The sequence below is a fragment of the Mycobacterium sp. 1165178.9 genome (assembly GCF_001673555.1).
Lineage (GTDB): Bacteria > Actinomycetota > Actinomycetes > Mycobacteriales > Mycobacteriaceae > Mycobacterium.
This window is the reverse complement of sequence record NZ_LZMB01000544.1, coordinates 1-801: the sequence shown is the minus strand read 5'-3', so window position 1 is coordinate 801 and position 801 is coordinate 1. Positions and strand designations below refer to the sequence as shown.

At 68.0% G+C, this 801-nt stretch carries 2 protein-coding genes; both read left to right on the top strand.

The genetic code is table 11. The features are described 5' to 3' along the window. Positions 1-451, top strand: a 451-nt coding sequence (locus tag A5652_RS23170) for an OpcA/G6PD domain-containing protein (RefSeq protein ID WP_197514073.1), incomplete at its 5' end; no start/stop codon positions are given. Beyond that, positions 448-801, top strand: a 354-nt coding sequence (locus A5652_RS23165) for a 6-phosphogluconolactonase (RefSeq protein ID WP_197514072.1), incomplete at its 3' end; no start/stop codon positions are given. The genes A5652_RS23170 and A5652_RS23165, both read left to right, overlap by 4 nt.

Sequence of the window (801 nt, the reverse complement as noted above, 5' to 3'; positions counted from 1 at the left end):
GTTGGCGGCCATCAAGAGCCGGCTGCCCGGATACACCGCGGGTGACACCGACCTCGCCTGGGCGCGCATCACCTATTGGCGCGCGCTGCTCACCTCGGCCGTCGACCTGACGCCGCACGAACCGATCGAGTCGGCGCTGGTGTCGGGCCTGGGAACCGAGCCCGCCCTGGACGTCCTGGCGGGGTGGCTGGCCAGCCGCATCGACGGCCCGGTGCGCCGGGCGGTCGGCGAGCTCAAGATCGAATTGGTGCGCAAGAGCGAGACCATCGTCTTGAGCCGGCCGCAGGAGGGGAGGACGGCCACATTGAGCCGGACGGCCCGACCCGACGCCCTACTCCCACTGGCGCGCAGGGAAACCGGTGAGTGCCTCGCCGAAGACCTGCGCCGCCTGGATCCCGACGAGATATACCAATCAGCGCTCGAAGGCATTGAGAAAGTGCAGTACGTGTGAGCACCAGCATCGAAATCTTCCCGGACAGCAAGACCATGGTCGAAGCCGCCGCCGCGCGACTGACCGATACCATCGCGAACGCCGTGGCGGCGCGGGGCCGAGCGCTCATCGTGCTGACCGGCGGCGGCAACGGCATCGGGCTGCTGCAGTCGTTGGTGGGACGAGAGATCGATTGGGCATCCGTGCATCTGTTCTGGGGCGACGAACGCTACGTCCCCGAGGACGACGACGAGCGCAATGACAAGCAGGCACGGGCCGCCTTGCTCTCCCACGTCGACATCCCGTCCAGCCAGGTGCATCCGATGCCGGCCAGCGATGGGGAATTCGGCAATGATCTCGCCGCGGCGGCG